This window comes from Streptomyces sp. NPDC054883, from assembly GCF_053610645.1.
Genome location: NZ_JBSGYT010000028.1, coordinates 49,324 through 68,818 on the forward strand (window position 1 = coordinate 49,324; position 19,495 = coordinate 68,818).

The following is a 19,495-nucleotide window of genomic DNA, read 5'->3' on the forward strand; positions in this document are numbered from 1 at the left end:
GCTCGTTGACCGCGGTGCTCCTGAGTACGGCGGTCGCCTGGGGTACGCCCGCCGCTCCGTTCGCCGGCGCCGCCCCAGCGCCGCCGGTGCGGGCCGTGGCAGACAGGTACATCACCCTCGATCCGGCCGAAGGTACGGCCGGCAGTGCGGTGACGGTCCTGGGCTCCGGATTCGGCGGCTGCCAGACGTGTCCGTCGCCTCCGGCGCCGGACACTTCCCAGCCGGGCTCCGGCGCCGGCCTCGCTCCCGAGCCGACGCCCGGTGTGATCGAGGTGACCTGGGAGGGCGGTACCGTCATCGGCACGGCCGAGGCCGCGGACGATCAGACGTTCACGGCCGACGTCACGGTTCCGCCCGACGCGGCCCCGGGCACCCATGACGTCACCGCCCGTTGCACGGTCAACTCGAAGGCCAGGGCGACCGCACAGTTCACGGTGACGCACGTGCCGGCCGTGGCGACCCTGGCACTGGACCCGGCGCAGGGGCCCGTCCGGACGTCGGTACGGGTGACCGGCTCGGGGTTCGAGGACTGCGTCGCGGACGGCGGCAGCGCGGGGGACTCGGGCGGTACGGTCGCCCTCGCCTGGGACGGCGGCCCGCTGGCGGCCGAGCCGCCCGGGGAGTTGACCGTGGTGGACGGCTCCTTCACGGCCCGGGTGAGCGTTCCGCCCGGCACGGACGCGGCGGATCACACGGTCACGGCGGCCTGCGTCGGATACGAGCAGCTCGCTGCCGAGGCGGCCTTCACGGTCACCGCCGCGCCCGTGCCGCCCCCGGGGCCCGAGCTGACGCTCGATCCGGACTCGCTGCCGGTCGGGGGCGGGGTCACCGACATCGCGGGTTCGGGATTCAACTGTTCACCGGTGGACCTGTTGTGGGACGGAGAACAGACGATGACGGTCGACACGGCCGACGACGGGACCTTCGAGGCGCAGCTCGCCGTACCGCCGGAGGCCGGAGCGGCCCCGTACACGGTGCGGGGCCAGTGCGCGACGCAGCCGGACGTGGCCGTCGAGGCCGTGTTCACGGTGACGGCCACCGGCCCGGTCTCGCCCACGCCGACGCCGGTCCCGCCGACGCCCACGCCGGACCCCACACCCGGCCCCGGGGACACGGTCCCCGTCGGCCTGGCCGTCGGGGCGAGCCTGCTCGGCGTGGCCCTGTTGGCCGCCGTCGGGGCCGCGTTCCTCGCCCGGGCCCACCGCGGTCCGCGCTGGATCCAGGGCCACCTCACCTCCCGGCTGCGGCCGGCCGCCGCGGCGACGGAGGTGACGGAGCCGTCGGACGCGGGGCCGCCGGGCCGTTCCGTACGGCTGGAACCCCATCCGGACCCGGGCGACCAGACCGTCGAGGAGGAGGACCCATGACCACGGCTCCGGCTGTCGAGCCCCTCACCGTCCGGGCACTGCTGCTCGGCCCCGAGGCGCAAGCGCCCGACGTACTCGCCGATACCCTGCACGACCACGGCGCGGCCACCGGTCTCCTGCCCGGCGGGCGCGGTCTGACCCCGGCGGCGGAGCGGGCCGTCGACCGGGAACTGGCCACCGTCGTGAACGGCTTCCTCGACCTCGATCTCGTCTCCCTGGTGGCTTCGGGCTGGTGCAGGTACCGGGCCCTGACGGAGGCCGCCCGCCGGACGCGCCGGTACCCCGGCAGCGAGGAGGTGGTGGCCCTGGCCACCCACAGCATCACCTCGGCGCACCATCCGTCGGTGGACCTCCTCGTGGACGGCGCCCCGGCGGCCACGGTGGGGGTGGGCCTCACCGTGGTCTTCCGGATCTCCGGGCTGGTGGCGGTGGTCCGCGACGGGCTGCTGGTCGCGGTCCGCAGCGGGCAGTGCGCGGTCGAGGCGAAGCTCGCCGTCCGGGACATCGTGGTCGCCTCGCGGCAGGGACGGCTGGACCTTCCCGCCACGCTGCGCCTCCGCGACCCGATCAACCTCCTCCCACCCCCGCCGCCCCCTCCCCCGCCCTTCCCCCCGGCGCCGCCTGCTTCCTGGGGGCGCGGTTAGAACCCGCGCGCCGGGACCTGCCCGGCCGCGGACCGATCGGCTCCCGGTGACCTCGTGGCCGGTTGGCGAGCCGCTGTTCGGAGCCCGCGCCTCGTCCGGGCACAGCAGCGGCAACAGCATGGAGTCGGCGTCCTCCAGCAGCAGCCGGCCGCCGCAGCGCCTGGCCCATCGAACGCAGCGCCTTCGCCCGGTCGGCGAGGTGCACCAGCACCAGCCGGGCGGGCACCAGGTCGAAGCCGCCGGGCGGCGGGGCGGCCGCCACGTCGGGGGTCAGGCACCTCGATCACGCCGTCGGTGCCGTGCTCGCCCATGTGCCGGATTCTCGCAGAGGGGTACCGGGCGGGCTCCGGAGGCGCGGCGCGGCGCGGCGCCGCCGCAGGTGCGATGCTGGAGAGGAGTGGAGGGCCGGCCGCCGGACTGATGGGCCGGCCCGTCAGCGAAGGAGGATGACGTGCCCGGTCTTCTTCGAGGAGTAGCCCGCACCGCTGTGGTCGCCGGTACGGCGACGGCAGTCTCCAACCGCGTTTCGCGGCGCCAGGCCGGCCGGTGGGCCGAGCAGGAAAACCAGAACCAGCCCCAGCAACAGCAGCAGTACGCCGCCCCTCCCCCGCCGCCTCCCCCTGCCGCTCCGCCGCTTGCGGATGACATGAGCAGCAGGATCGATCAGCTCAAGGAGCTCGCGGCGTTGAAGGAGCAGGGGATCCTGACCGAGGCGGAGTTCGCGGAACAGAAGAGCAGGATCCTGGCCGATTGAACGCGCGGCCGTCAGCCGCTCACTGGCCTTCCCCGGCGTCGAACCGGCTCGCCTCGGCGTCGAGGGAGGCCAGGATCGCCTGTACGGGGATGCGGCCGCTCGCCACCATCTGGGCGCCGCCGCGCCGCAGGGCTCGGGCGAAGGGGGCGGCCCAGCGGTTCTCGTAGACCAGGATCGCGGCCGCGTTGCCCGGCTGGAGGGCGTTTCCGGCCTCTTCGAGGTCGTCCTGGCCGAGCAGTTCGGAGGAGGCGCCTTCGAACACGGTCAGGTCCATCGCCCCGTCCTCGGCGTCGGGTCCGGTGAGTTCCAGGGCGGTGACGCTTCCGTCGTCGTGCTTCTGGACGAAGCGGAGGTCGAGGATGCGGATGAGGCCCTTGTCCACCAGGTCGATCAGCAGGGGGAACGCTTCGCCCGTCATCCGGTTCCCGGGGAACTCGACGACCAGGTAGTCGACGGGTCCCATGTCTTCGATGTCGTCACTCATGAGCGCTCCTTGCGTTGCTGAGAACACGTCGGCGGACGGACCCGGCTCTGCTCCCATTGCAGCACCCGGTATGGGGCCCCGCACCTCCACGCGCCCCGCACGCTCACGCGCGCGAGGCCTCGTCGAGTTCGTGGTCGAGGGCGAGTGCGGCGGTGATGAGGGCGAGGTGGGTGAACGCCTGGGGGAAGTTGCCCAGTTGTTCGCCGCCCAGGCCGACCTCCTCGGCGAAGAGCCCGACGTGGTTGGCGTAGGTGAGCATCTTGTCGAAGGCGTAGCGGGCCTGATGGAGCCGGCCGGCCTTGGCGAGGGCGTACACGTACAGGAAGCTGCACAGGGAGAAGGTGCCCTCGGAGCCTTGGAGTCCGTCCGGGGACGCTGCCGGGTCGTAGCGGTAGACGAGGCTGTCCGAGACGAGTTCCGCGTCCATTGCGTCGAGGGTGGACAGCCAGCGCGGGTCCTTGGGCGTGATGAACCCGACCAGGGGCATGAGCAGCAGGGAGGCGTCGAGGACGGTGCTGTCGTACTCCTGGACGAAGGCCTGACGCGTTTCGCTCCAGCCGAGTGTCATGACCTGTTCGAGGATCGCATCCCGTGCGGCGGTCCAACGGGGCACGTCGGCCGGGCGGGCGGTGGCGGTGGCCTGGCGGATGCCCCGGTCGAAGGCGACCCAGCACATGAGGCGGCTGTAGGTGAAGTTCTTCTGGCCGCCGCGGGTCTCCCAGATGCCCTCGTCACGGCGGTCCCAGTTGTCGCACAGCCAGTCCAGCAGCGCGGCGCAGCGCTGCCAGTCGTCGTACCCCACGAGATCGCCGGCCTGGCCGGTCTGGGCGAGGGCGTAGACCGCCTCGCCGTGGATGTCCAACTGCAGTTGGTCCGCAGCGCCGTTGCCCGCGCGCACCGGTGCGGACCGCCGCCACCCCTCCAAGTGATCGAGGACCTCCTCGGTCAGGTACGGGTCCCCGTCGACGCGGTACATGATCTGCAGGGGTTCGCCGTTGGGGGCGCCGCCCTCCCTCAGCCGCTGGAGGACCCAGCGGCGGAAGGCGTTCGCTTCCTCGGTGAATCCGAGGGCGCGCATGGCACGCACCGCGAAGGAGGCGTCGCGGATCCAGGTGTAGCGGTAGTCCCAGTTGCGTTCCCCTCCCTCCTGTTCCGGCAGGCCCATGGTGGCGGCGGCGATCGGTGCGCCGGTCGGTGCGTACGTCATCAGCTTGAGGGTGATGGCGGAGCGGTTGACCATCTGCTGCCAGCGGCCGCGGTAGGTGCAGCGTCCGATCCAGCCGTGCCAGAAGTCGCGCACGGCGTTGAACTCCGCCACCACGTCGTCCAGGCCCACCGGCGCCGGGGCGGCGCTGTCCGTGTCGCAGACCGTCAGGAGGACGGCCGCGCGTTCCCCCTGGGCGAGGGAAACGGTCGCCCGCACGTCCGTACCGTCGGCCTCCAGGGCCACCGGCCCGAGGGGTTGCAGGTGCGCGACGGTACCGGGTCCGTCGAAGCGGGCGGCGGCCCGGTCGAAGGTCAGGTCGTGCGGGGCCCTGCCGTAGTCGAAGCGCGGGCGGCATTCCAGGGTGAAGCGCACGCTCCCGCGCACCACGCGCATGACGCGCACCACCTGGTGCCGGTCGGTGGGGGTGTCCGGTGCCGGGACGGGCATGAAGTCGATGACCTCGCCGACGCCTTCGGGGGTGAGGAAACGGGTGATGAGGACGGCGGTGTCGGCCATGTACAGCTGGCGGCTGACGACGCCGGCTGCGCCCGGCGCGGCCTGGGGGTCCTCGGCGGTGATGGCGAAGTGGCCGCCACGGCTGTCGTCGAGGAGGCCGGCGAAGATGCTGGGCGAGTCGAAGCGGGGTGCGCAGAACCAGTTCAGTACGCCTTCGGACGAAACGAGGGCACAGGTCTGCAGGTCCCCGATCAGGCCGTGCTCGGCGATCGGCGGGTACGGACGCATCGGTCCTCCAGCAGGATTGGGAAGCCCGGTGGACCTTCCCCGGCGCGGACTCGGGTGGTCGCGTCAGGCCGGTACCGGGGCGAAGGGGAACAGGGCGTCGGCGCCCGGCCGTACGATGCCGTAGCTGCCGTCCGGGACCTCGTTCCAGGCCCCCGGCAGGTCACCGAGCGGTTCGGAGACGATGAGACGGGTCTCTTCCGAGACGTCCTGCAAGAACGCGACGTCGGGGTGCAGTCTGCGCAGCGCGTCCACCCGGCTGCTGTAGAACAGCGAGCGGGAAGCGTGCCCGCTGGAGTAGCGGAAGGCCCAGACGCTTTCGCCGTCGCTGATGGCGAGCGTCATCTGGAGCGGGAACTCCAGGCCGCGGTCGTGCCCGGCGCGCTCGACGACTCCCGCCATCCGGGCGACGGCCGTCGGCGGATCCTGTTCCAGGCCGAAGGTGAGGGCCAGGTAGAACATCACCTCGGAGTCCGTCGTGCCCTCGATGCCCGCGTACAGGGCGGGGTCGACCAGCATGGTCAGGTCCCGGCGCATGGCGTGGAAGCCGGAGATGGCGCCGTTGTGCATGAACATCCAGCGGCCGTGCCGGAAGGGGTGGCAGTTCGACTGCTGCACCGCCGTCCCGGTCGACGCCCGGATGTGGGCGAAGAACAGCGGTGAGCGCACGTGGTCCGCCATCTCCCGCAGGTTGCGGTTGTTCCAGGCGGGGCCGACGTCCTTGAGGAGCGCGGGGGTGCTGTCCTCTCCCGTGTACCAGCCGACACCGAATCCGTCGCCGTTCGTCGTCTCCACGCCCAGCTTGGAGTGCAGGCTCTGGTCGATCAGCGAGTGGGCGGGTTTGTAGAGGATGGTGTCGAGCAGCATGGGCGTCCCCGAATAGGCGAGCCATCGGCACATGTGTGATCACCTGGGTCTTCGCGGCGTGGCGGCTTGGGAAATCTGCCTTCCGATCGCCTGGAGCGGCGCTGCTCGACGAGCCCGCGTCACCTCATCGGGCCATCTCATTTTCGGCTCTTTCTGCGGGGGGCGCCACGCGGACGGGAACCGGGCGGCGACCGGTCCGGCGCCCAGGGTGGCGAAGTGCCGGACGCGAGCCGTTCCGTCATTGTTCTCGGAAAGGGTGACCGCGTGGTCGCCACCGTCGGAGTCTGACCGTGAGGAGTCACCCCGTGCCCGGACCGCATACCGGTACGCGCCGGCTTGCCGTGCCGGGCTGGATGCGCAAGCACACCCCGCTGCTGAGCAGGCTCCTGGACCAGCTCGCGGCCGTACGGGTGCTGGACTGCGCGACCCGGCTGGCCGCGCAGTCCTTCCTCGGCGCGCTGCCCGCCATCTTCGTGGTGGCCGCCGTCGCACCCGATTGGCTCCAGCAGGAGCTGGTCTCCTCCATCCGCGCGACGCTGGGGCTGCAGGACGCCGCGTTGGACCAGGTGCGGGCCGTGTACGCCGCCACCGACACCGCGGCGGTGGCCGGCACCAGCGGAGTGGGCATCCTGGTGACACTGCTGTCGGCGACCGCGTGCAGCCGGGCCCTGCAGAAGACCTGCGAGCGGTCCTGGCACCTGCCGAAGGCGAAGGCGCGGCTGGCCGCGTGGCGGTGGCTCGCCTGGATCGTCGTCTGGCTGGTCGCCCTGCTGTTCCAGGGCCCGGTGCAGAACGCCTTCGGCGCCGGGCGGGTCGTGGGATTCTTCCTCGCGGTGGTCAGCGGCGTCCTGTTGTGGTGGTGGACCCAGCACCTGCTGCTGGCCGGCCGGGTCCCGTGGCTGCCGCTGCTGCCCGGGGCGGTCATGGCGGGGATCGGCGGGCAGTTGCTTTCCGTGGGATCGAGGATCTACATGCCGCATGCGGTGGAGCGCAGCATGCAGCAGTTCGGCGGCCTCGGCTCGGTCTTCGTCCTGCTGTCCTGGCTCATTGCGTTCTTCATCGTCATCACGCTGGCCGTCTCGGTGGGGTACGTGGTGGCCCACGAGCCGCTGCCGGCCCGCTGGCTGCGGACGCCCGGCGTGCCCGCACCCCCGCAGGCGTGATCCGCTGCCACCCGGCTCCGGGCCCCGGCCGGACGAGCGCCGCCGCTCTAGGGACTGCCCGGACGCCGCTCCCGGTCGGGGTTGCGGCCCTCGGCCGCGAGCAGGGCGAGTACGGCGAGCACCGCGAGCAGGATGAGCACCAGCAGCAGGACCGTGAGGACGGTCGGGTGGTTCCAGAAGGCGAACACGAGGGCGAGGATGATCAGGACGCCCGCGGTGACGGGCCGCCGGTGGGCCTGCACCCAGGTGCCGACCGGACCGGTGTGCAGCCCGTGGCCGGCGCCCCAGCGCGCCGCGGAGTCGGCGGTGCGCTCGGCCTTGCCGCGTACGCCGCGCGGCATCCGGCCGGTACCGGACAGGTAGGCGCCGAGCGCCACCACGATCCCGAGGACGATGGCGGTGCGGATGCTGACCCGCAGGAAGCGCAGCAGCGTGTCGAAGACGGCCGCGGCGGCGTCCGGGGACTGGACCTGCCCGGGAAGGTGGTCGAGGTAGTAGCGGCGGGCGACGACCAGGCCGATGGCGAGGATCAGGCAGGCGGCGGCCGCGCACAGCATGGTGGTCACCAGGGCCCGGCGGCGGCGCTGCGCGAGCAGTACGCCGATCACCCCGAGGACCACCGTGAGGACGGGCAGCCAGTTGCCGAGGACGTCGAGGAGGTGGACCGCGCCGCGGATCTTGGCCAGCTGGTCCGACTGGAAGAGCACCATCTGCTTGTTGACCTCGGGGATCTTCTCGGCCGGTTTGAGGCCGGCCTTCACGAGGTCCTGTTTGACGTTCTCGACGGCGGCGCCGATGTCCAGGGTGACGGTGCCGCCCTCGACCTCGACCGAGCCGCGGCCCTCACCGGTCAGCGCGTGCACCACCGCGGAGTGGGCGGCGCGGTTGGCGGTGGTCCAGAGCCGCTCGAACCGGTCGCCTTCCACGAAGCGGGTCGCCACCTTGCCCACGGCCGCGTCGGCGGCCGAGTCCAGCTGCGGGCCGAGCGCCTTGACCGCCGTACCGACACGGGGCGGCAGCCCCTGCGCCTCCAGCCACTTCGCCAGGTCCGCGGTCACCTGCGAGCCGTCGACCCGGACATCGGCCGCCTCGGTGATGCGGTGGACGGCAGCCGCCTGGATCGCGGGGTTCGAGGCGAGCGGCGCGACCGTCGACACGTACCGGTCGTTGTCCAGCACGATGTCGTGCACCCAGACCGTGAGCAGCGAGAGGGGCACGAGGATGCAGGTCAGCGTGATCAGTACGGCCGAGACGACGCTCCTGGCGATGCTTCCGCCCCGTGACCCCCGCTTGCCGGGCGGAGGGGGTGCCTCGTCGAGCGGCTCGGACGGCAGACTCATGGCACTCCCTGAGGACGTCTGAGTAGAAAAGAACACTTTCCGCCCATTGGACCCGCGGCGCCGCGGGTCCGCGCGTTCGGTTACGCCACCTCGGGGAGGACCAGCAGCTCAGCGCCGGGGCTCGTCCATCTCGACGGGCGACCCGGCGGTGTCCCCGGGCCGGGCGGCAGCGCTGTCCGGCTCGGGCTGTCCGGATCTGAGAGGACCTCGTCATTGCAGACATCGGGAGCGGGGCCTGATGATCAGGTCATGCCCGCACCGCGAAGAGTCGTCATCGTTGCGTTCCCCGGCGTCGAGTTGCTCGATGTCACGGGTCCGGCCGAGGTGTTCTCCGTGGCATCCCGGGTCGCCGGTGCGGACCGGCCCGGTTACCGGGTGCAGATCGCCGCGGCGGTCGCAGGCGAGTTGCCCACCTCCAGCGGTGTGCGACTGATGTCAGATCTGACGCTCGGGGAGGTGGACGGCAGCTTGGACACGCTGCTGGTGTCCGGTGCGATCACCCAGGACGGTGAGCGCGTCGAAGCGGTGATCGACGAGACGGTCAGCACCTGGCTGCGCCGCGGAGCGCCCCGGGCCCGCAGGATCGGCTCGATCTGCGCCGGAGCCCACCTGCTGGCCGACGCGGGGCTGCTGAACGGCCTGCGGGCCACGACCCACTGGCTCACCGCCGCACAACTGGCCGCCCGCCATCCGGAGGTCAGCGTCGACCCGGATCCCATCTTCATCCGGTCGGGGCGGATGTGGACCTGCGCGGGAGTCACCTCGGGGATGGACATGGCTCTGGCCATGGTGGCCGAGGACCACGGCCAGGCCGTCGCGCTCGCCACCGCCCGCATGATGGTGATGTACGTGAAGCGCTCCGGCGGCCAGAGCCAGTTCAGCGTGCCGCTCTCCGTACGGGCATCCCCCGACGACCCGGTGGAGGCACTCTGCCGGTGGATCGCCGAGCATCCTCGCGAGGACCTCTCCACGCAGGCCCTGGCGATCCGGATGAACCTGAGTCCACGTCACTTCTCGCGGGTGTTCGGCAGGCGTACGGGCAGCACCCCGGCCGCCTACGTCGAGTCCGCGCGCCTCGAGGCGGCCCGCCGGCTCCTGGAGGAAACGGACCTGAGCCTGCCGGACGTCGCTGCCGCCGGCGGACTGGGTTCCGTACAGACCCTGCACCGTTCCTTCCAGCGTCAGCTGGGAACCACTCCCGCCGAGTACCGCCGGCGCTTCCGCTAGAGCGTGTCCGGGCCGTGCCCCGCTCCACAGATTCCGCCCGGCTGCCCTTGGGTCCGTGCCGAATCCGGCATGCCCGCAAACACCCGACGAACCCCGGCAATGCCCGCAAACACCGCCACCACGAGGAGAACCCCCATGTCGCACACGAAGGTCATCCCGATCCCGGTCCTGGGCAGACATGCCGTCAACGCGTACCTGCTGCTGGGCCGGCGTCCCGTCATCGTCGACGCCGGAACGCCGGGCAGCGCCCGCAGGATCTGCGACCACGTCGCCGCGCACGGCGTGGATCCGGCGGACATCGCGCTGATCGTCATCACCCACGGCCACATCGACCACTTCGGCTCCGCCGCGGAGTTGCACCGGCTGACCGGCGCACCTGTCGCCGGACACGTCGCCGACATCGCCCCCTTCCGCACCGGCCGGGTCCGCGAGCCGTACCTGCCGACCGGCCCCATGGGCCGCCTGATGGACCGCAACATGAACCTGCACGTCCAAGCCGAGCCGCTGGAACCGGACGTCCTGGTGCGCGGCGAGACCGGTCTCGGGGACTTCGGGGTCGCGGCGCGCATCATGCCCACCCCCGGCCACACCGCCGGTTCCGTCTCCGTCCTCACCGACAGCGGCGACCTGGTGGCCGGAGACCTGGTGGCGAACTCCTTCATGGGCCTCGTACCGGGGAAACCGGCCAACCCGCCCTTCCACGACGACCCGCTCCGCAACCTCGCCAGCCTGCGCGAGATGCTCGCCCTCAACCCCACCCGGCTCCACGTGGGCCACGGCACGGCGCTCGACCCCGAGCGGGTACGACGCTGGGCGGCCCGGGAACAGCGCCGCCTCACCCGCCGCGCGGCCCGGGGGCGCCTCACCACTCGCCCGGATCCCGAGCTGGCCCGGCGCTCGGCAGCGCCCGAGCGGTGAGCGCTGCACCGCCTCGGCGCCCGGTGCTCAGCGACCGGTGATGGCCTGCTCCAGCAGGCCGTGGAGGACGCGCTGGTCCTGCCGGGTGAGGCCGGCCAGCGGGCCGTCCTGGGAGAGGACCGCGAGGAGACGTTCGCGCAGCGCGGTGCCCTCCGTGGTGAGGACGAGGCGCTTGGCGCGGCGGTCGGTGGGGTGCGGGTGCCGCTCGACCAGGCCCTGCTTCTCCAGCTTGTCGACGACGAAGGTGGTGTTGGAGGGCTCGCAGCTCATGCGCTCGGCGAGCTCCCGCATGGTCATCGGGCCGCTCATCTCCCGCAGCGCCGTGGCCTGCGGCGCGGTGAGGCCCAAGGTGGCGGCGCGCTCCCGGACGTGCTCGGCGATCCGCTGGGCCAGTCCGTTCACCAGACCGCACAGCTGTCGCTCGGCGATGGCCTGCGAGTCGGGGGACGTCGTCATGCCACCACCCTAACAAAATCCGTCAAGCGCAAACATTTACAGCTTGAATGATTCGAACTTGATGTTTATGGTGGGCGTCGTCGCCACGGGGACCCGACGGCGGCCTGACGACACCTCACCGGAGAGACCCCATGCCTGACTTGACCGCGCGGGAACACGACGTACGACTGCGCCGGCCCTCGGGAATCCGCTCGATACGGCTGGGCGAGACGAAGGTGTCGTACGTACCCGACGGCGACGTACGGCTGCGGCCGCTGGAACTGCTGCCGGACACCACCGCCGAGGTGTGGGCCGCACACCCGGAATACCTCGACGCGACGGGCCGCCTCGTGGGCAGCGTCGGCGGTCTGCTGGTGGAGCACGGGGACCGCGCCCTGCTGATCGACGCGGGCTTCGGCCCGCAGACGTTCGAGGCTCCGGACGGCCCCCTCGGCGTGATCCGGGGAGGCGCGCTCGCTGACGGCCTGGCCGAACTCGGCCGTCGGCCCGAGGACATCGAAGCGGTCGCCTTCACCCATCTCCACGTGGACCACCTCGGCTGGGCCTGCCACACCGCCCCCGGCGGTGACCGGCCCGTGCTCGCCCACGCCGACTACCTGATCTCCGAGCCCGAGTGGGACCGGCGCGACCTCCTGGAAGCGCAGGGCATGACCGAGCAGGTCGCGGCCCTCGCACCGAGCGTACGCACGATCAAGGACGGGCAGGAGGTCTTCCCCGGCGTCCACGTGCGGATCACCCCCGGGCACACGGTCGGGCACGCCGAGTACGTCATCACCGGGGGCGGCCGGCGCCTGATCGCCTTCGGCGACGCCGTGCACTCGCCGATCCAGATCGACCACCCCGAGTGGTCCTCGGCCTTCGACCACGACCTCGTCCGGACGGCCGGCCACCGCCGCCGCCTGGTCGCCGAGTTGGCGGAGCCCGGCACGATCGGCTTCGGCGTCCACTTCGCCGACGTGGTGTTCGGACACGTCCGGCGGGACGGAGACGGCCCCGCCTGGCGGCCCCTGGAGGCCTGACCCGCCGGAGGCCGGGCGCGGGGCCGCCGCGGGGGCCGGCCGGCGGCTCCGCACCCGGGCTCAGCCGGACGAGTCCCCGTCACCGGCGGGCGGGTCGAGCTGGTGGTCGGCCCAGACGTAGCTCTCGGGCAGCAGGTCGGTGATGCGGACCGTACGGAGGCGCTCCGCATCACCGACGATGACCTGGAGGCCGGGGAAGTAGTCGAGGAGGACCTGGCGGCACCGGCCGCACGGGGGAACCACCCCCCGGTCGCGGTCGCCCACGGCGACGACGGTGTCCAGCTCGTAGGCCCCCTGGGCGGCTGCCGCGCCGATCAGGACCAGCTCGGCGCAGGGGCCGCCCGTGAAGTGGTACGCGTTCACCGCGGTGACGATCCGGCCGTCCCGGGCGCGGGCCGCGGCCGCCATGGTGTGGTTGTCACCCCGGCAACGCGTGCGGGCGGCGTGGGCCGCGGCCCCGACCAGTTCATGGTCGACGGGACGGGTCTGCGTGGTCATCTTCTCCCCTTGCCGAAAAGCCGGGCCGCCGCGCGGGCCGTTCGGCGTGGCGTCCGCGCGCCCCGGACGGAAGACGGTATATCCACGGGCCGGTGTGCGCCGACCGAATATCGTGCGCGGCGCCCGCTCCCCGAGCGCCCCCGCCGCGTAAAGAGTTGGTCAAGCGCGGAACCCGGGAGCGGCGGCCGGGCCATTCCGGCGGACCTCTTCGCAAAAACGCAAAGCAGGGAAGGCGATTGCACGATAACGCTTGCGGGCGAAGCGGGACAGGCAGCGCTTTCCATATGCGGACATAGGTTGCCAAAGTCCCTGCGTGATGGAACTCATCCTGTGTGCAGCGCCATTGCCCGGCGCGAGAGGGTTTGCACATAGTTGCCAGTGCTACTCCTCCGGTGGCCGCCCTCACCGCCAGGCCACCGGCCCGTCATCACTGCCGCGACTGAAACGGACCTGGCATGACTCGCCGACCCCGCCCGACGCGTGACACCCACGGGCGCCCCGAGAGACCGCGCGCTCGCGGCGCGGCGCCCCGCGCATGAGGACCGCGCCCGAGCGGCTGCGCGCCGGCCTGGTCGCCGGAGCGGTCGCCGTCACCCTGCTGTGGGCGGCTCAGGTGCAGCCGTCGGCCCGGCCCGACGAGCTCATCGGGGCCGCCGCGCACCTGACCGGGCTCCTCGCGGGCTACGGGATCCTCGCCATGCTCTTCCTGATGGCGCGCGTACCGGCGGTCGAGCACGGAGTGGGCGCCGACCGCCTCGCGCGCTGGCACGCCTTCGGCGGCCGGTGGGTCCTGCTGCTGTGCGCCGCCCACGGCCTGTTCGCCGTCCTCGTGTACGCCCTGCGCACGGGGACCGACGTACTCGCCGCCACCGGAGCCCTGTTCCGGTACCCGGCCGTCGCGGCGGCGTTCGTGGGAGCCGCCCTGCTGGCGGCCGTCGGCCTGTGCTCGGCGCGGGCCGTGCGCCGTCGCGTCCCGCACGAGACGTGGCGCGGGATCCACCTGCTCGCCTACCTCGCCGCCGCGCTGGGCTTCGCCCACCAGCTCGTCGGCCCGGACGTCGGCGCCACCACCCTCACCACCTGGTTCTGGGCCCTGCTGCACACCGCCGTCGGCGTGCTGCTCGGCTGGTACCGCGCGATCGTTCCGGTCCGTCAGGCCCTACGGCACGGACTGCGCGTCGCGACCGTCGAAGGTGAGGGCCCCGGCGTGGTCTCGGTCACCATCCGAGGGGGCGCGCTCGGTGAACTCCGGGCCGAGCCGGGCCAGTTCTTCCGCTGGCGGTTCCTGAGGCGAGGCCTGTGGCACACGGCCCTGCCGTTCTCGCTCTCCGCGCCCGTGCGCGACGACCGCCTCCGGATCACGGTGAAGGCGCTCGGCGGGCACTCCCGCCGGGTCCGCGGGCTGCAGCCCGGGACCAGGGTCCTCGCGACGGGTCCGTTCGGCGCGCTCACCGAGCGGCGCCGCACCCGTACCAAGGTGCTGCTGATCGCGGGAGGCATCGGGATCACTCCCATGCGCGCCCTCTTCGAGTCCTTGCCGGCGGGCCCAGGCGACCTCACCCTGCTCTACCGCGCGGGTGACGCCGGCCAACTGGTGCTGCGGGACGAACTGGAGGCCATCGCGGCCGACCGCCGGGCCGCCCTGCACTATCTGGTGGGACGCTCCGACGCCGCCTACGATCCGCTGGCCCCGCAGGCCCTGCGTGCACTCGTTCCCGACCTGTCCGACCGTGACGTCTACCTCTGCGGGCCGCCCGGCATGGCCGATGCGACGACGGCGGCACTGATCAGGGCCGGCGTCCCCGCCGTTCGCATCCACACCGAGTGCTTCACCTACTGAGGATCCCGATCCGCCGATGAGCCGGTACGCCGCACCCCAGGAGCCCGCCGATCACACCGCCCCCGCCGAGCCGGGCGGGACGGAGCACCTCGCGCCGCTGCCGTCCGCCGGGCCGCACCGGCGGGCCGGCCGGACGGCCGCCCGTCGGCACCGCAAGCCCCGCCGGCCCCGGTGGCTCGTCGCCGGGCTCGCCCTGGCCAGCGTGGTGACGGCGACGGTCATCACGCTGACCGTCGAGCCGGCCGCACCGACCGCGCCGCCCCCGGACGGCAGGGCGACCCCGCGGCTCCAGCACTGAGCAGGCACCCGCCCCACCGGCGCTATCCGGTCAGCCTGGGTGGACTTTCGATGAACCGCGGCCAGCCTAGAGCAGGTCAACGGCCCTGCTTCGGCCGTTCCGGCGACTGTCACCCTGCGTCCGCGCGTGATCGCGCAGTGCGTTCCGGCCCCCTGAGCTGCCTGAACGACCGTTCGGTCGCCGATAATCGAACGAGTTGTCTGTAAATCGGTCATGGATGTGCATGCACCCTTCACACCCGACAGACTCGGCAGCGTCCGATCGAGAGAACGCAGCCAACCGCTGCCTCTGACCTTTGAATTGAAAGAGAGTCACGTCGTGCGTCACCGCATCGCTGCCGTCTCCGCCGCCGCCCTCCTGACCCTGGCGGGCGCCACCGGCATCGCCCAGGCCAAGCCGGACAGCCTGTACGCCCCGTCCGCCGTGGTCCTCACCATGGGCCAGGGCGAGAACGGTGCCACTGTCGTACGGGCGTCCACCCTCAGCTGCGCTCCGACCGCCCAGGGAACGCACCCCGACCCCAAGGCCGCCTGCGCCGCACTCGCCGGGACCGCCGGCGCCCTCGACACGCTCCTGGCCGCCCCGGACCCGAACCGCGTCTGTCCGATGATCTACGACCCCGTCACGGTGACCGCGGACGGGGTGTGGCAGGGTCGCCGCGTCTCCTGGAAGCACACCTTCTCCAACACCTGCGCGATGTCCGCGACCTTCAACGGAAACGCCCTCTTCGCCTTCTGACACCCGCCCGGGCCCCCGAACCGCCGCCGCGCCCGTCCCTCCCCGCGGGGGCGGCGGTGGGCGGGCCCGCAGGTCAGGCGCCCTGTGCGGGCGGGGCGCCGCGTAGGCTCTCCGTGTGTCTGCCTCCCGCCTCCATCGCGTCGCCGTCCTCGTGCTGGAGGGCGCCAAGCCCCTCGACGTCGGGATCCCCGCGCAGGTCTTCACGACCCGCGCGAGCATGCCGTACGAGGTGCGGGTGTGCGGCGCGGCCCCGGGGCTGGTGACCGGTGGGGACGGCCTGTCGTACGCCGTCTCGCACGGACTGGACGCGCTGGCGTGGGCGGACATCGTCTTCGTCCCCGGCTACCGGTTCCCCGACCGCGACGACCCGCCCCCGGCCGTGATCGACGCGCTGGTCTCCGCCCACGCCCGGGGCGCGCGGCTCGCCGCCATCTCGACGGGCGCGTTCGCGCTCGCCGCCACGGGACTGCTCGACGGCAAGCGCGCCACGACCCACTGGCACTATGCGCGGGCCCTCGCGGCGAAGCATCCGCTGGTCCGGCTCGACGAGGACGTCCTGTTCGTCGACGAGGGCAGTGTGCTGACCTCGGCCGGCGCCGCCTCGGGCATCGACCTCTGCCTGCACATGCTGCGCCGTGACCTCGGGGTCGCCGCGTCCAACCACGCGGCGCGCCGCCTGGTCGCGGCTCCGTACCGCAGCGGCGGTCAAGCGCAGTACGTGCCGCGCAGTGTGCCCGAGCCGCTCGGCGAGCGGTTCGCCGCCACCCGGGAGTGGGCGCTGCACCGTCTCGGCGAGCCGCTCACCCTGGAGGCACTGGCCGGACACGCGGCGGTGTCGCCGCGCACCTTTTCGCGACGCTTCGTCCAGGACACGGGTTACACGCCGATGCAGTGGGTGATGCGCGCCCGGCTCGACGTGGCCCGTGAGCTGCTCGAACGTTCGGAGCGGAGCGTCGAGCAGATCGCCGCCGACGTCGGCCTCGGCACCGGGGCCAACCTGCGGCTGCACTTCCAGCGCATCCTCGGCACCACCCCGAGCGAGTACCGGCGCACCTTCACCCGGGGCGGATAGCGGCAGGCCCGCCGGGGTTGGGACCGAGGCCCTTCGGAAAGATCCTTACGGCGAGATCCTTTTGGCGGGATCCTTTTGAACCGTGGCAATCCCGCCGCTGTCGCGGGCGGGTGCCGGGGGCGAACCTGAGGGCGAACAGAGAAGGGGACACCGCTCATGACTCGTATCGCCATCAACGGTTTCGGCCGCATCGGACGCAATGTGCTGCGCGCACTGCTCGAACGCGACAGCGACCTCGAGGTCGTCGCCGTCAACGACCTGACGGAACCCGCGGCGCTCGCGCGGCTGCTCGCGTACGACACCACGTCCGGCCGGCTCGGCCGCCCGGTGACCGTCGACGGGAACGTCCTGGTCGTCGACGGCCGCCGCATCACGGTGCTCGCGGAGCGGGAGCCGGAGCAGCTGCCGTGGGCCGAGCTCGGTGTCGAGATCGTGCTGGAGGCGACCGGCCGCTTCACGTCGGCCGGGGCGGCCCGCGCCCACGTCAAGGCGGGGGCGAAGAAGGTCCTCGTCAGCGCGCCGTCGGACGGCGCCGACGTCACGCTCGCGTACGGGGTCAACCACGACGCGTACGACCCGGACCTGCACACGATCGTCTCGAACGCCTCGTGCACGACCAACGCCCTCGCGCCGCTGGCCTCGGTACTCGACGAACTCGCCGGTATCGAGCACGGGTTCATGACGACGGTGCACGCCTACACGCAGGAGCAGAACCTGCTGGACGGGCCGCACCGCGACCCCCGCCGGGCCCGGGCCGCCGCCGTCAACATCGTCCCGACCACGACGGGCGCCGCCAAGGCGATCGGCCTGGTGCTGCCGAACCTGGACGGCAAGCTGTCGGGCGACTCGATCCGCGTGCCGGTTCCGGTCGGCTCGATCGTCGAACTCAACACGAGCGTCGCCCGCGACGTGACCCGCGACGAGGTGCTGGCCGCCTACCGCACGGCGGCGCAGGGGCCGCTGGCCGGCGTCCTCGAGTACTCGGAGGACCCGCTCGTGTCCTCCGACATCACGGGCAACCCGGCCTCGTCGATCTTCGACTCGGCCCTCACCCGGGTCGACGGCCGGCACGTCAAGGTGGTCGCCTGGTATGACAACGAGTGGGGCTTCTCGAACCGCGTGATCGACACCCTCACCCTCCTCGCCACTCGCTGAAATCCGCCGGCCGCGCCCGGGGAGCCCCGTCGACACCGGCTCCCCGCGCCGGCCGGGGCCTCGCGCGGTGCGCGCTGACCCGCCGGCGATCGGGCGGGCAACTCCGGGGCCGCGGTGCGCGGGCGGGAACCGTGGCGCGGGAGTACGAAGAGGCCGATGATAGGATTGACTGCTTTGTCATGATCTGACTCACCTCCACGGTTGTGCCGCGCGGTCCTGCCGTCCGATTCCCGGGTCGCTCCCGCCGCGGCACTCGACCGCCGAGCCCGAGGGCCGTGATGCCGGCATGAGGTCCATCCGCACCGCCGAAGACACCCGGCGCCGCGCCGCGGCGCTGGCCCCCGGCGCCGCTCTGCTGATGCTCGTCTGCGGTCCGTCCCTGGCGGCCCCCGCCGCCGCGGCAGCACCCGTCGCCGCGCCGGTCGACGCGGCGCCCACACCGTCGCCGTCCTCGCCGCCGTCCGTTCCGCCGGCGCTGAAGCCCGTCGATCCGGCCGCGCTGCGATCCGCTGTCGAGCAGGCGGCGAAGAAGCTCATGGTGCCGGGCGCGGTGGTCCTGCTCCGGACCCCGCAGGGAACCTTCCGTACGGTCGTCGGAACAGCCGAGCTGGGCGCGGCCCGACCTCCCACCACGGCCGAACACTTCAGGATCGCCTCCAACACCAAGACCATGACGTCGACGCTGATCATGCTGCTCGCCCAGGACGGAAAGCTCCGGCTCGGCGACCCGGTCTCCGACTTCGTCCCCGGAGTGCCCGGCGGCGCGGGCATCACCATCGCCCAGCTGCTGGAGATGCGCAGCGGCCTGTACAACTACACCAGCGCGCCCGAATTCTCCGCGTCGCTGGACGCCGGACCTGGCAAGGCGCGGACACCGCAGGAGATGCTGGACATCGCCTTCCGGCACCCGCCGAACGCCGCACCCGGTACGACCTTCGAGTACAGCAACACCAACTACGTGCTCCTGGGCCTCGTCGCCGAAAAGGCGGGCGGCCGGCCGCTGGCCCAGCAGTTCCGCGACCGGCTGTTCACCCCGCTCGGCCTCACCGGAACCTCCCTGCCGGGCGTCCACGACGTGTCCCTGCCCGCCTCCTACGCACACGGCTACATGTACGGCGGTTCGGTGCACGCGATGACCGACGAGCCCTATTCCGCCGGCGTACAGGCCGCGGCGCGCTCCGGGAAGCTCCAGCCGGTGGACTACACCCATCAGAACCCCTCCTACGCCTTCGCCGCCGGAAACGCCATCTCCTCAGCGGACGACATGGCCACCTGGATCAAGGCCCTCGTCACGGGCAAGGTGCTGGACGCCGCCACCCAGCAGCAGTGGCTGCACAGCCCGCGAGCCGAAGACCCGGCCGCTCCCGAAGGCCTCAAGTACGGGTACGGGATCGCCTACCAGCGCTACACCCCGCACGCCGCGATGTACTACCACGGTGGTGAACTCCCCGGGTTCAACTCCTTCATCGGCCACGATCCGGAGAACGACGTCACCCTCGTCATCTGGACGAACCTCACCGTGTCGCTCGACGCGAAGACGACGGCGAACGCCCTGCTGCCCACGGTCCTCAACCAGGTCTACCGGGGGGTCTCCTACCCCACCGTCACCGACCGGGGCCAGGGCCCCGGGCCGCACTCATGAGCCTGCGTCCCGCCCGGGCCCGGACCGGGGGCGTCACGAGCTTCGACAGGCTGCCGTTGCAGCGA

Annotated in this window: 19 protein-coding genes and 1 pseudogene; 13 read left to right on the forward strand and 7 right to left on the reverse strand. The window is 72.4% G+C overall.

Annotated elements, in window-relative coordinates; all coding sequences use genetic code 11:
- Positions 1–95 precede the first annotated feature (95 nt).
- Together ACWGH1_RS21260 and ACWGH1_RS21265 are read left to right on the forward strand one after the other, a co-directional pair.
- The gene (locus ACWGH1_RS21260; RefSeq protein ID WP_453356966.1) at positions 96–1,367 is read left to right on the forward strand and encodes a hypothetical protein; all 1,272 of its coding nucleotides are present in this window, start codon (positions 96–98) and stop codon (positions 1,365–1,367) included.
- Positions 1,364–2,011, forward strand: coding sequence for a hypothetical protein (locus ACWGH1_RS21265; RefSeq protein ID WP_453408910.1), 648 nt, complete (start codon positions 1,364–1,366; stop codon positions 2,009–2,011). Before ACWGH1_RS21260 ends, ACWGH1_RS21265 begins: the two co-directional genes overlap by 4 nt.
- 52 nt (positions 2,012–2,063) lie before the next feature.
- Here the strand turns inward: ACWGH1_RS21265 and ACWGH1_RS21270 are convergent.
- A pseudogene (locus ACWGH1_RS21270) lies at positions 2,064–2,285 on the reverse strand (SAM-dependent methyltransferase); the annotation flags it as partial.
- A gap of 177 nt (positions 2,286–2,462) precedes the next feature.
- Here ACWGH1_RS21270 and ACWGH1_RS21275 point away from each other — a divergent pair.
- Positions 2,463–2,765 (forward strand): SHOCT domain-containing protein, encoded by a 303-nt coding sequence (locus ACWGH1_RS21275; protein WP_453353895.1) that lies wholly within the window; start codon positions 2,463–2,465, stop codon positions 2,763–2,765.
- Positions 2,766–2,784: 19 nt separating this feature from the next.
- On the opposite strand, the gene ACWGH1_RS21280 is transcribed toward ACWGH1_RS21275, so the two are convergent.
- From ACWGH1_RS21280 to ACWGH1_RS21290, 3 genes are all read right to left on the reverse strand, one after another.
- Entirely contained in the window at positions 2,785–3,249 is a 465-nt protein-coding gene (locus ACWGH1_RS21280; RefSeq protein WP_453353894.1) for a DUF6325 family protein, read from the reverse strand.
- A gap of 103 nt (positions 3,250–3,352) precedes the next feature.
- Positions 3,353–5,200: a glycoside hydrolase family 15 protein gene (locus tag ACWGH1_RS21285; protein WP_453353893.1), complete on the reverse strand. Its 1,848-nt coding sequence runs from the start codon at positions 5,198–5,200 to the stop codon at positions 3,353–3,355.
- A 63-nt stretch (positions 5,201–5,263) separates the two neighbouring features.
- Positions 5,264–6,097 carry a class II glutamine amidotransferase gene (locus tag ACWGH1_RS21290; protein ID WP_453353892.1) on the reverse strand — a complete coding sequence of 278 codons (834 nt, stop codon included), beginning with the start codon at positions 6,095–6,097 and terminating at the stop codon, positions 5,264–5,266.
- 272 nt (positions 6,098–6,369) lie between these two features.
- On the opposite strand from ACWGH1_RS21290, the gene ACWGH1_RS21295 reads away from it, so the two are divergent.
- Positions 6,370–7,227, forward strand: a complete 858-nt coding sequence (locus tag ACWGH1_RS21295) for a YhjD/YihY/BrkB family envelope integrity protein (protein WP_453353891.1) — start codon at positions 6,370–6,372, stop codon at positions 7,225–7,227.
- Between the two features lie 47 nt (positions 7,228–7,274).
- Here the strand turns inward: ACWGH1_RS21295 and ACWGH1_RS21300 are convergent, their stop codons facing one another.
- Positions 7,275–8,567 carry a hypothetical protein gene (locus ACWGH1_RS21300; RefSeq protein ID WP_453353890.1) on the reverse strand — a complete coding sequence of 431 codons (1,293 nt, stop codon included), beginning with the start codon at positions 8,565–8,567 and terminating at the stop codon, positions 7,275–7,277.
- A gap of 249 nt (positions 8,568–8,816) precedes the next feature.
- Between ACWGH1_RS21300 and ACWGH1_RS21305 the strand changes: the two genes are divergently transcribed.
- Together ACWGH1_RS21305 and ACWGH1_RS21310 are read left to right on the forward strand one after the other, a co-directional pair.
- Entirely contained in the window at positions 8,817–9,794 is a 978-nt protein-coding gene (locus ACWGH1_RS21305; protein WP_453353889.1) for a GlxA family transcriptional regulator, read from the forward strand.
- A 135-nt stretch (positions 9,795–9,929) separates the two neighbouring features.
- Positions 9,930–10,712 carry an MBL fold metallo-hydrolase gene (locus ACWGH1_RS21310; RefSeq protein ID WP_453353888.1) on the forward strand — a complete coding sequence of 261 codons (783 nt, stop codon included), beginning with the start codon at positions 9,930–9,932 and terminating at the stop codon, positions 10,710–10,712.
- Positions 10,713–10,739: 27 nt separating this feature from the next.
- On the opposite strand, the gene ACWGH1_RS21315 is transcribed toward ACWGH1_RS21310, so the two are convergent.
- On the reverse strand, positions 10,740–11,168 hold the full coding sequence (locus ACWGH1_RS21315; RefSeq protein ID WP_453353887.1) for a MarR family winged helix-turn-helix transcriptional regulator: 429 nt from the start codon (positions 11,166–11,168) through the stop codon (positions 10,740–10,742).
- A 131-nt stretch (positions 11,169–11,299) separates the two neighbouring features.
- Between ACWGH1_RS21315 and ACWGH1_RS21320 the strand changes: the two genes are divergently transcribed.
- Positions 11,300–12,187 (forward strand): MBL fold metallo-hydrolase, encoded by an 888-nt coding sequence (locus ACWGH1_RS21320; protein WP_453353886.1) that lies wholly within the window; start codon positions 11,300–11,302, stop codon positions 12,185–12,187.
- Positions 12,188–12,247: 60 nt separating this feature from the next.
- Here the strand turns inward: ACWGH1_RS21320 and ACWGH1_RS21325 are convergent, their stop codons facing one another.
- Positions 12,248–12,685, reverse strand: a complete 438-nt coding sequence (locus tag ACWGH1_RS21325; protein ID WP_453356836.1) for a cytidine deaminase family protein — start codon at positions 12,683–12,685, stop codon at positions 12,248–12,250.
- Between the two features lie 535 nt (positions 12,686–13,220).
- On the opposite strand from ACWGH1_RS21325, the gene ACWGH1_RS21330 reads away from it, so the two are divergent.
- From ACWGH1_RS21330 to ACWGH1_RS21355, 6 genes are all read left to right on the forward strand, one after another.
- The gene (locus ACWGH1_RS21330) at positions 13,221–14,525 is read left to right on the forward strand and encodes a ferredoxin reductase family protein (protein WP_453356837.1); all 1,305 of its coding nucleotides are present in this window, start codon (positions 13,221–13,223) and stop codon (positions 14,523–14,525) included.
- A 16-nt stretch (positions 14,526–14,541) separates the two neighbouring features.
- Entirely contained in the window at positions 14,542–14,823 is a 282-nt protein-coding gene (locus tag ACWGH1_RS21335) for a hypothetical protein (protein WP_453356838.1), read from the forward strand.
- Positions 14,824–15,141: 318 nt separating this feature from the next.
- On the forward strand, positions 15,142–15,561 hold the full coding sequence (locus ACWGH1_RS21340; protein ID WP_453356839.1) for a subtilase-type protease inhibitor: 420 nt from the start codon (positions 15,142–15,144) through the stop codon (positions 15,559–15,561).
- A 115-nt stretch (positions 15,562–15,676) separates the two neighbouring features.
- Positions 15,677–16,633, forward strand: coding sequence for a GlxA family transcriptional regulator (locus ACWGH1_RS21345; protein WP_453356014.1), 957 nt, complete (start codon positions 15,677–15,679; stop codon positions 16,631–16,633).
- A gap of 156 nt (positions 16,634–16,789) precedes the next feature.
- On the forward strand, positions 16,790–17,788 hold the full coding sequence (gene gap, locus ACWGH1_RS21350; RefSeq protein ID WP_453356015.1) for a type I glyceraldehyde-3-phosphate dehydrogenase: 999 nt from the start codon (positions 16,790–16,792) through the stop codon (positions 17,786–17,788).
- 286 nt (positions 17,789–18,074) lie between these two features.
- Positions 18,075–19,430 (forward strand): serine hydrolase domain-containing protein, encoded by a 1,356-nt coding sequence (locus ACWGH1_RS21355; protein ID WP_453356016.1) that lies wholly within the window; start codon positions 18,075–18,077, stop codon positions 19,428–19,430.
- The last annotated feature ends 65 nt before the right edge of the window (positions 19,431–19,495 follow it).

Bases quoted from the DNA above. Each gene is read 5' to 3' on its own strand.
- ACWGH1_RS21265 (WP_453408910.1), top strand. From the start codon at position 1,364: ATGACCACGGCTCCGGCTGTCGAGCCCCTCACCGTCCGGGCACTGCTG.
- ACWGH1_RS21280 (WP_453353894.1), bottom strand. From the start codon at position 3,249: ATGAGTGACGACATCGAAGACATGGGACCCGTCGACTACCTGGTCGTC.
- ACWGH1_RS21285 (WP_453353893.1), bottom strand. From the start codon at position 5,200: ATGCGTCCGTACCCGCCGATCGCCGAGCACGGCCTGATCGGGGACCTG.
- ACWGH1_RS21290 (WP_453353892.1), bottom strand. From the start codon at position 6,097: ATGTGCCGATGGCTCGCCTATTCGGGGACGCCCATGCTGCTCGACACC.
- ACWGH1_RS21300 (WP_453353890.1), bottom strand. From the start codon at position 8,567: ATGAGTCTGCCGTCCGAGCCGCTCGACGAGGCACCCCCTCCGCCCGGC.
- ACWGH1_RS21305 (WP_453353889.1), top strand. From the start codon at position 8,817: ATGCCCGCACCGCGAAGAGTCGTCATCGTTGCGTTCCCCGGCGTCGAG.
- ACWGH1_RS21310 (WP_453353888.1), top strand. From the start codon at position 9,930: ATGTCGCACACGAAGGTCATCCCGATCCCGGTCCTGGGCAGACATGCC.
- ACWGH1_RS21315 (WP_453353887.1), bottom strand. From the start codon at position 11,168: ATGACGACGTCCCCCGACTCGCAGGCCATCGCCGAGCGACAGCTGTGC.
- ACWGH1_RS21320 (WP_453353886.1), top strand. From the start codon at position 11,300: ATGCCTGACTTGACCGCGCGGGAACACGACGTACGACTGCGCCGGCCC.
- ACWGH1_RS21325 (WP_453356836.1), bottom strand. From the start codon at position 12,685: ATGACCACGCAGACCCGTCCCGTCGACCATGAACTGGTCGGGGCCGCG.
- ACWGH1_RS21330 (WP_453356837.1), top strand. From the start codon at position 13,221: ATGAGGACCGCGCCCGAGCGGCTGCGCGCCGGCCTGGTCGCCGGAGCG.
- ACWGH1_RS21335 (WP_453356838.1), top strand. From the start codon at position 14,542: ATGAGCCGGTACGCCGCACCCCAGGAGCCCGCCGATCACACCGCCCCC.
- gap (WP_453356015.1), top strand. From the start codon at position 16,790: ATGACTCGTATCGCCATCAACGGTTTCGGCCGCATCGGACGCAATGTG.
- ACWGH1_RS21355 (WP_453356016.1), top strand. From the start codon at position 18,075: ATGAGGTCCATCCGCACCGCCGAAGACACCCGGCGCCGCGCCGCGGCG.